At 63.2% G+C, this 9,202-nt stretch carries 6 protein-coding genes; 3 read left to right on the top strand and 3 right to left on the bottom strand.

The genetic code is table 11. The features are described from left to right. From Q8O80_RS08275 to Q8O80_RS08285, 3 genes are all read left to right on the top strand, one after another. On the top strand, positions 1-535 hold a 535-nt coding region (locus Q8O80_RS08275; RefSeq protein WP_305578840.1), incomplete at its 5' end, for an NAD-dependent epimerase/dehydratase family protein. A 15-nt stretch (positions 536-550) separates the two neighbouring features. Continuing rightward, positions 551-1,759 carry a lytic murein transglycosylase gene (locus Q8O80_RS08280; protein ID WP_305578842.1) on the top strand — a complete coding sequence of 403 codons (1,209 nt, stop codon included), beginning with the start codon at positions 551-553 and terminating at the stop codon, positions 1,757-1,759. Between the two features lie 72 nt (positions 1,760-1,831). Continuing rightward, positions 1,832-2,992: a DUF459 domain-containing protein gene (locus Q8O80_RS08285; protein ID WP_305578844.1), complete on the top strand. Its 1,161-nt coding sequence runs from the start codon at positions 1,832-1,834 to the stop codon at positions 2,990-2,992. Positions 2,993-2,995: 3 nt separating this feature from the next. On the opposite strand, the gene hpt is transcribed toward Q8O80_RS08285, so the two are convergent. The 3 genes from hpt to gltB all read right to left on the bottom strand — a co-directional run. Continuing rightward, positions 2,996-3,535 carry a hypoxanthine phosphoribosyltransferase gene (hpt, locus tag Q8O80_RS08290; RefSeq protein WP_305578846.1) on the bottom strand — a complete coding sequence of 180 codons (540 nt, stop codon included), beginning with the start codon at positions 3,533-3,535 and terminating at the stop codon, positions 2,996-2,998. A gap of 101 nt (positions 3,536-3,636) precedes the next feature. Beyond that, positions 3,637-5,064, bottom strand: coding sequence for a glutamate synthase subunit beta (locus tag Q8O80_RS08295; RefSeq protein ID WP_305578848.1), 1,428 nt, complete (start codon positions 5,062-5,064; stop codon positions 3,637-3,639). A gap of 192 nt (positions 5,065-5,256) precedes the next feature. Next, positions 5,257-9,202, bottom strand: a 3,946-nt coding sequence (gene gltB / locus Q8O80_RS08300) for a glutamate synthase large subunit (RefSeq protein ID WP_305578850.1), incomplete at its 5' end; no start/stop codon positions are given.

Below are 9,202 nucleotides of genomic sequence, written 5' to 3' on the forward strand. Positions count from 1 at the left end.
GTTGGCTGACGTGGCCGCGGCACACCCCATGACCTATGGGGTGCTGCGCTATTTCAACGTGGCCGGTGCCGACCCGCAGGGGCGCAGTGGGCAGTCCTCGCCCGAGGCGACGCATTTGATCAAGGTGGCCTGCCAAACCGCACTGGGGCAGCGCGAGAAGATGGACATTTTCGGTACCGATTTTGAAACCCCGGACGGTACCGGTATCCGCGACTATATTCATGTCAGCGATTTGATTGCCGCCCATGCGCTGCTGCTCAGGCATTTGCGTGGTGGTGGCGACAGCACGACGCTCAACTGTGCCTATGGCAAGGGCTATTCGGTGCGCGAGGTGGTCGATACCGTGCGCAAGGTGTCGGGGGTCCATTTGCGGGCTGATGAAGCGCCCCGCCGGGCGGGCGACCCAGCCTCGATCACCGCGACCGGCGAGAAGGTGCGCAGGTTGCTCGGCTGGGTGCCCCAGCATGACGATCTCACCGAAATCGTCGCCTCTGCCTATGCCTGGGAAAAGCACCTGATGGTGCGCAACCGCTAACCGGAGGACATTTTCATGCGGCTTCTGGCTGGCGCATTGTTGGCACTGAGCATGACATCGGCGACGCTGGCGCAGCCGGTGGAGAGCTTTGAGAGTTTTGTGACCGCCTTCCGCAGCACGGCCGTGACGGCAGGTGTGGATGGCCGGGTCTACGATCGCGTGATGGGCGGGCTGACGCCCGATCCACGCGTGCCCAAACTGGTCACGGCCCAGCCCGAATTCACCACGCCAATTTGGGACTATATCGACGGGCGGGTGACTGCGGGTCGCCTCGCGCGCGGCAAGGCGGCAATGACGCGCAATCAGTCGCTGTTCGCCGCTGTGGGCGATGCCTATGGCGTTGATCCCTATTTGCTGGGCGCGATCTGGGGGATGGAAACCGACTATGGCGCGGTGCTGGGCAATGCCGGGCTGATCCGCCCCATTGTCCGGTCGTTGGCCACGCTGGTGCATCAGCGGCGCAGCCGGCTGGTCGAAGACCAGGCCGATCTGATCGCAGCGTTGCTCCTGCTGCAGCGCGACCAACTGGCACCGGATGCACTGGTGGGATCATGGGCCGGCGCGATCGGGCACTTGCAGGTCAATCCATCCAATGTGCTGGCGCATGGCACCGATGGCGATGGTGACGGTCAGGTGGACCTGCACAATTCGCTGGCTGATGCGCTGGCCACCAGTGCGCGGTATCTGCGGGCACTGGGCTATCAGCCGGGCATGGATTGGGGCATGGAAGTGGTGGTGCCCGAGAGCTTTGACTATCTGCTGGCCAGCCGGACGCAGATGCGCCCGGTGTCATTCTTTGCCGAACGGGGGATTGCACGGGTGGCGGGGCGTCCGTTCACCGACCCCGATCTTGCCGTGTTCCTCTATGTGCCGGCGGGCAAGGATGGTCCGAAATTCCTGATGACGCAGAACTATCTGGTGCTCAAGGGCTATAATTTCTCCGACAGCTACGCGTTGAGCGTGGCGCATATGACCGATCGCCTCAAGGGCGGGGGCGGCTTTGTCGATGACTGGCCGCGGGGCACGGGCTTGCCCAATCTGAGCCAGCGGCAGGCGATACAGCGGGCCCTGGCCGCGCTGGGGCTCTATCAGGGCAGTGTCGACGGGCGGCTTGGGCCTATCACGCAGGAGGCCTATGCGCGGTTTCAGGCCAGCCGCGGCGCGGTTGCTGACGGGTTTATCACCAGGGCGGCCTTTGAGGCCCTGGCTGCGGCCACCCAGTAAACTCGCGGTGCGGTCGATGGCGTGTCGGCTGCCATTTTGCTAGGAGAGGGCAGTCGTGCGGGTGAGATGAACATGGTGCGAATTGTTCTGGCAGTGCTGATGGGGTTGTTCGTCCTGGTTGACGTGGCGCCCGCCTTTGCCCAGAGCCCGGACACCATAGTGGTAGCGCAGGCGCAAAAGCGGCGGACATTGTTCGATCTGCTGTTTGGCGAAGAACCCGCCAAGCCGGCCCCCCCTGTGACGCAACCGCAGCGCGCGCCACGTGCCAAGTCGCCCCAGGCCAGTGCGCCGCCGCCCAGGGTGGGGGTGGAAAAGGCGGCGGATGCGACGCGGCTGGCGGTGTTCGGGGATTCCCTGGCGATTGATCTGAGCAAGGCGCTGGAGCGGCTGTATGCCGAAGATGCCAATCTGGTGGTGATCAATCAGGGGATAAGTTCATCGGGCTTTGTCCGCGATGATTTTTATGACTGGAATGCGGCGCTGGCCGAGGAGATTGCGGCGGACAGTTTTGATCTGGCCGTGGTCATTATCGGCATTAATGATCGCCAGGAAATCCAGGCAGACGGGCAAACACTGGAGACGCTCAGCGCGGCCTGGACCAGTGTTTATCAGGCCAGGCTGGCGAATTTTCTCGATCAGATGCGGGCGGCGCGCAAGCCGGTGATCTGGGTTGGACTGCCCCCAATGGCCAAGACGCAATATTCGGCGGCCATCAGCCAGATTGCCAATATCCAGCGCCTGGCAAGCTTTTCGGGGGGCGCGGAATACCTTGATATCTATGAGCGATTTCTGGGCGAGGACGGCAAGTTCAGCAGCTATGGCCCCGATGTAAACGGGCAGAATGCGCAGATGCGCAAGGATGACGGCATTCATTTTGCCACGGCGGGATCGGACAAGCTGGCGTTTTATCTGAGCCAGACAATCCGGACCTTCTACCGGGGTGGTGGGGTGCTCAACGCGGTGGCCGACCCCCTGGTCGGCACCGATGCGGCGGCGATGTTGCGGCCGCCATTTCAGGGGCTGGGCCAGACGCGCCTGCTCGAGATTGCCGGGGCAGTGATCCCGATCAGCCGGGTGCCGGTGCGGGCGGACGATCTGCTGCTGTCGACCCGGGTGCCGGTGTCGCCAGCATTCCCGCTGGAGGCGCTGGTCAGCGCGCCGGTCGGGCGGGCGGATGCCTTTGGCGTCGGCCAGGACCCGACGCAAGTCACTGAAAACCCTGGTGAACGCTAGACGCTATTCGGTGAAGCGGACGGCGCCGATATGGGGGAGGTTGCGGTTGCGCTGACCGTAATCGATGCCGTAGCCGACGACGAATTTGTCGGGGATGTCGAAGCCGACCCATTTGGCCTGCACGTCGGTTTCGCGACGGCTGGGCTTGTTGAGCAGGGCGCAGACTTCCATGCGGCGTGGATGGCGGGTCTCGAGGATTTCGAGCACGTGCTTGAGGGTGTAGCCGGTATCGACAATGTCTTCCACGACCAGCACGTCGCGCCCGGCGATTTCGCCACGCAAATCCTTGAGGATCCTGACTTCCCGGCTCGATTCCATGGCATTGCCATAGGATGAGGCTTCCATGAAATCGACCTCGACGGGCAGGTCGAGCTCGCGCACCAGGTCGGCGATGAAGATGAACGAGCCGCGCAACAGGCCAACCACCACGAGCTTGTCGGTGTCGGCGTAATGGGTGGATATCTCTTTTGCCAGAGCCTCGACCCGGGCGGCGATGGACTTGGCCGAGATCAGTTCATCGACGACATAGGGCTTCTGGGTCATGGCCAATCCGGGTCACATCACATTCGATCTGCGCCAATGCAGGCGGCGAATATGCCAACAAACGGCGGTGCCGCAACCCCTCAGGTTACGACACCGCCGCTTTAGCGTGGCAAATTGGTCTTGCCCATCAGATCAAAGTCGATAGAGCGGGCGGCCTGACGGCCTTCGCGGATGGCCCAGACGACGAGGGACTGGCCGCGGCGCATGTCGCCGGCGGCATAGACCTTGGGGACGGTGGTCTTGTAGCTCAGCGTGTCGGCAAACAGATTGCCGCGCGGGTCGAACTTGGCGCCCAGTTCGGTCAGCAGGCCCTCATGGATGGGGTGGGCGAAGCCGATGGCCAGCAGCACCAGATCGGCCTTGATGATGAACTCGGTGCCGGGGATGGGCTGGCGCTGACGATCGACGCGGGCGCATTCGACGCCGGTGACCTGACCCTTGGCATCGCCGAGGATCTTCATGGTGCCGGCGGCAAATTCGCGAATGGCGCCTTCGGCCTGACTGGAGGAGGTGCGCATCTTGACCGCCCAGTTGGGCCAGTTGGTCAGCTTGTTCTCCAGCTCTGGCGGCATGGGGCGAACGTCGAGTTGGCTGACCGCGATGGCGCCCTGGCGGAACGAGGTGCCGACGCAGTCACTGGCAGTGTCGCCACCCCCGACCACGACGACATGCTTGCCTGCGGCGGTGAGTTGCTGCTGGCCCGACACATCCTCGCCGCCGAGACGACGGTTCTGCTGCACCAGGAACGGCATGGCGAAATGCACGCCGGCCAGATCAACGCCCTGGGCGTCGACATCGCGCGGCTTTTCCGATCCGCCGCACAGCAGCACGGCGTCGTGCCGGGCCTGCAGGTCGGCCAGCGGGGTGGTGACGCCAACATTGACGCCATAGTGGAAGGTGACGCCTTCGGCTTCCATCTGCCCGACGCGGAAGTCGATATGCTCCTTCTCCATCTTGAAGTCTGGAATGCCATAGCGCAGCAGGCCACCGGCCTTGGGCTCGCGCTCATAGAGGTGCACGTCGTGCCCGGCGCGGGCCAATTGCTGGGCTGCCGCGAGACCGGCAGGACCCGAGCCGATAATGGCCACCGATTTGCCGGTCTTTTCGGCCGCGATCTGTGGCTTGATCCAGCCCGAGCGGATGGCGCGGTCGGCAATGGCCTGCTCGATGGTCTTGATGGTGACCGGCACGTCTTCGAGGTTGAGCGTGCAGGCTTCCTCGCAGGGGGCAGGGCAGATGCGGCCGGTGAATTCGGGGAAGTTGTTGGTGGAGTGCAGATTAATCGCCGCCTCTTCCCAATTGCCGGCATAGACCAGATCGTTCCAGTCCGGACTCTGGTTGTTGACCGGGCAGCCGGTATCGCCATGGCAGAAGGGAATGCCGCAATCCATGCAGCGCGCCGCCTGATCGACGATGCGCCCCTCGGTCATGGGAATGGTGAATTCACCAAAGTGACGGATACGGTCGGAGGCCGGCTCGTAGCGGGGCTCTTCGCGCTCGATCTCGAGAAAGCCTGTGACTTTACCCATGGCTTGTCTCCCGGAAATTGATGTCGTTGGTGCGGTGAATCTTGATTTTGTCAAGTTCACCAGACGGCACCTCCCCCGCGACGGGGAAGATGGGGAGGGGGCGTTGAGAGCCTGGATATCCGGACTCTCGCCCCGCACTGTTGAGCCCTCCCCGCAGGGGGGAGGGTGTCGACTGAGCTTTCAGGAGCATCATCATTCTGCTGCCGCTCCCATGACCATGCCGGAGGCGCGCTTTTTTTCCATTTCGCGGATGGCGCGGCGGTATTCGACGGGCATGACCTTGACGAATTTGGGGCGCATGTCGACCCAATTGTCGAGGATCTGCCTGGCCTTGGTCGAGCCGGTATAGTGCAGATGGTTGGAGATGAGCTGATGCAGGCGCTCATCGTCATGGCGGCTCATGTCGCCGGAAATGTCGACGCGGCCATGCCACTCCAGATCGCCACCATGGTGGTGGAGGCGACGCATGAGGTTTTCTTCCTCGGGCACGGGTTCGAGATCGACCATGGCGAGGTTGCAGCGTTCGCGGAAGTTTTCGTCCTCATCGAGCACATAGGCGACGCCGCCGCTCATGCCGGCAGCAAAATTGCGACCGGTCTTGCCGATGACCACAACGACACCGCCGGTCATGTATTCACAACCATGATCGCCAGTGCCTTCGACCACGGCGATGGCGCCGGAGTTGCGGACGGCGAAGCGTTCACCAGCCATGCCGCGGAAATAGCACTCACCGGCAATGGCCCCGTAGAGCACGGTATTGCCGACAATGATGGAATTTTCCGGCACGAAGCTGGCCTTGTCGGAAGGCCGCACTACGATGCGCCCCCCTGAAAGGCCCTTGCCGACATAGTCATTGGCGTCGCCCACCAGGTCGATGGAGATGCCGCGGGCCAGGAAGGCACCGAAGGCCTGACCGGCCGTGCCGTTCAGCTTGATCGAAATCGTGTCATCGAGCAGGCCATCATGGCCATATTTCCGGGCCACTGCGCCCGACAGCATGGCGCCCGCCGAGCGGTCGCGGCTGCGAATGGGCAGGTCGATATGCACCGCCGTGCCGTTTTCCAGCGCCGGGGCAGCCCGTTCGATGAGCGTGCGGTCCAGCACCGATTCCAGGTGATGGTTCTGGGTTTCGGAATGATGGAGCGTGTCGCCGCCCTGCGGTTCCGGCTTGTGGAACAGCCTAGTCAGGTCAATGCCCGCGCTCTTCCAGTGATCGGTCAGCTGGCGCTGGTCGAGCAGGTCGGTGCGACCGATCAGCTCGTTGATGGTGCGGGCACCCAGTTCGGCCATCAGGCCGCGCAATTCTTCGGCGACGAAGAAGAAGTAGTTGATGACGTGCTCGGGCGTGCCCTTGAAGCGCTTGCGCAGCACCGGGTCCTGGGTGGCGACGCCAACCGGGCAGGTGTTGAGATGGCACTTGCGCATCATGATGCAGCCAGCAGCAATCAGGGGGGCGGTGGCGAAGCCGAACTCGTCGGCGCCCAGTAGGGCGCCCACCAGCACGTCACGCCCGGTCCTGAGGCCACCATCGACCTGCAACCGCACGCGAGACCGCAAACGGTTGAGCACCAGGGTCTGGTGCGTTTCGGCCAGACCGATCTCCCAGGGCCCGCCGGCATGCTTGAGCGAGGTCAGCGGGGACGCGCCGGTGCCGCCATCATAGCCGGAAATGGTGATGTGATCGGCGCGCGCCTTGGCGACGCCGGCCGCGACCGTGCCAACCCCGACCTCGGACACCAGCTTGACCGAGACATCGGCCTGCTCATTGACGTTCTTCAGGTCGTAGATGAGCTGGGCGAGGTCCTCGATGGAATAGATGTCGTGGTGCGGCGGTGGGCTGATCAGGCCAACGCCGGGCGTGGAGTGGCGCGTCTTGGCGACGATCCAGTCGACCTTGTGGCCGGGCAACTGGCCACCCTCGCCGGGCTTGGCGCCCTGCGCGACCTTGATCTGGAGCTGGTCGGCGTTGACCAGATATTCGGTGGTGACACCAAAGCGGCCCGAGGCGATCTGCTTGATGGCCGAGCGCATCGGATTGCGCCCGCCATCGGGCAGGGGCTTGTAGCGATCGGGCTCTTCGCCGCCTTCGCCGGTATTGGACTTGCCGCCAATGCGGTTCATCGCCTGGGCCAGGGTGGTGTGGGCTTCACGCGAGATGGAGCCAAAGCTCATGGCGCCGGTGGCAAAACGCCGGACGATGTCAACAGCCGGTTCGACCGCGTCGATGGCAATCGGCGCGCCGAGCGGGCGAATCTCAAACAGGTTGCGGATGGCCAGATAGCCATTGCTGCCCGAGTTCAGGGTCTGCGCGAAGCTGTTGTATCGCTCCTGCGCGGATTCGGGATTTTCGTCCCTTGTGCGCACGGCGTGCTGCAGATCGGCAACCACCTCGGGGCTCCAGGCATGCTTTTCGCCCCGGATGCGGTAGCCATATTCGCCGCCCACATCGAGCGACTTGCGCAACACCGCGTCGTCGCCAAAGGCGAGCGTATGACGGCGCACGGTTTCCTCGGCGATCTCGGCCAGACCGACGCCTTCGATAGAGGTGGCGGTGCCGAAGAAATACTTGCGGACAAATTCACTGTTGAGGCCCACGGCGTCGAAAATCTGGGCGCCGCAATAGGACTGGTAGGTGGAAATGCCCATCTTGGACATCACCTTGAGCAGACCTTTGCCGACGCTCTTGATGTAGCGGTAGACGACTTCGTCGGCCGATACTTCCTCGGGGTAATTACCCTCGGCGTGCAGCGCCTGCAGCGCTTCGAAAGCCAGATAAGGGTTGATGGCTTCGGCGCCGTAACCGGCCAGCATGGCAAAGTGGTGAATTTCACGGGCTTCGCCGGTTTCGACGACCAGACCCGTGGACGTGCGCAGACCCTTGCGGATCAGGTGATGATGCACGGCGGCGAGTGCTAGCAAAGTGGGAATATCGAGCCGGTCGGCGGCGATGTGGCGATCGGACAGGATGATGATGTTGTATTCGCCACGGACTGCGTCCTCGGCCTGCTGGCACAAGGCCTCGATGGCCGCTTCCATGCCGGCGGCGCCCTGATCGGCCGGATAGGTGATGTCCAGCGTCCTGGTCTTGAACTGGTTGGTGGCGATGTCGCCAATGCCGCGGATCTTTTCGAGATCCTCATTGGTCAGAATGGGCTGGCGCACTTCGAGGCGCTTGACCCTGGACACGCCTTCGAGGTCGAACAGATTGGGGCGCGGGCCGATAAAGGAGACCAGACTCATCACCGATTCCTCGCGGATCGGGTCGATGGGCGGGTTGGTGACCTGGGCGAAGTTCTGCTTGAAATAGGTGTAGAGCAGCTTGGAATTGTTGGACAGTGCGGAGATGGGCGTATCGGTGCCCATCGAGCCCACGGCTTCCTGGCCAGTGGTGGCCATGGGCGCCATCAGCAGCTTGAAGTCTTCCTGGGTATAGGCAAATGCCTGCAGCCGGTCGAGCAGGGCTTCGGTCGGCTCGGGCGCCTTGGGGGGCACGGCGGGCAGGTCTTCGAGCACGATCTGGGTGCGGGCCAGCCAATCGGCATAGGGGTTGGCGGTGGCCAGGCTCGACTTGATCTCGTCGTCGGAGATGATGCGGCCCTGCTCCAGATCGATCAGCAGCATGCGGCCTGGCTGCAGGCGCCAGCGCTCGACAATGTCCTCATCGGGAATGGTCAGCACGCCCGATTCGGAGGCGAGCACCACATGGCCTTCCTTGGTGACGAGATAGCGGGCGGGCCTGAGGCCGTTGCGATCGAGCGTGGCCACGATATAGCGCCCGTCGCTGATCGACATGGCGGCAGGACCATCCCAGGGCTCCATCAGGGAAGCATGGTACTGGTAAAAGGCGCGACGCTTCTCATCCATCAGCGGATTGCCGGCCCAGGCTTCGGGGATCAGCATCATGGCGGCATGGGGCAGGGAATAGCCGCCACGCACCAGGAATTCGAGCGCGTTGTCAAAACAGGCCGTGTCGGACTGGCCCTCATAAGAGATCGGCCAGATCTTGGTGATGTCGGCGCCGAAACGGGGCGATGAGATGGAGGCCTGGCGCGCGGCCATCCAGTTGACGTTGCCGCGGATGGTGTTGATCTCACCATTGTGGGTGGTCATGCGGTAGGGGTGGGCCAGCTTCCAAGAG

The organism is Devosia sp., from assembly GCF_030689745.1.
Lineage (GTDB): Bacteria > Pseudomonadota > Alphaproteobacteria > Rhizobiales > Devosiaceae > Devosia > Devosia alba.

Coding starts and splice junctions, on each gene's coding strand:
- Q8O80_RS08280 (WP_305578842.1), top strand. CDS start 551: ATGCGGCTTCTGGCTGGCGCATTGTTGGCACTGAGCATGACATCGGCG.
- Q8O80_RS08285 (WP_305578844.1), top strand. CDS start 1,832: ATGGTGCGAATTGTTCTGGCAGTGCTGATGGGGTTGTTCGTCCTGGTT.
- hpt (WP_305578846.1), bottom strand. CDS start 3,535: ATGACCCAGAAGCCCTATGTCGTCGATGAACTGATCTCGGCCAAGTCC.
- Q8O80_RS08295 (WP_305578848.1), bottom strand. CDS start 5,064: ATGGGTAAAGTCACAGGCTTTCTCGAGATCGAGCGCGAAGAGCCCCGC.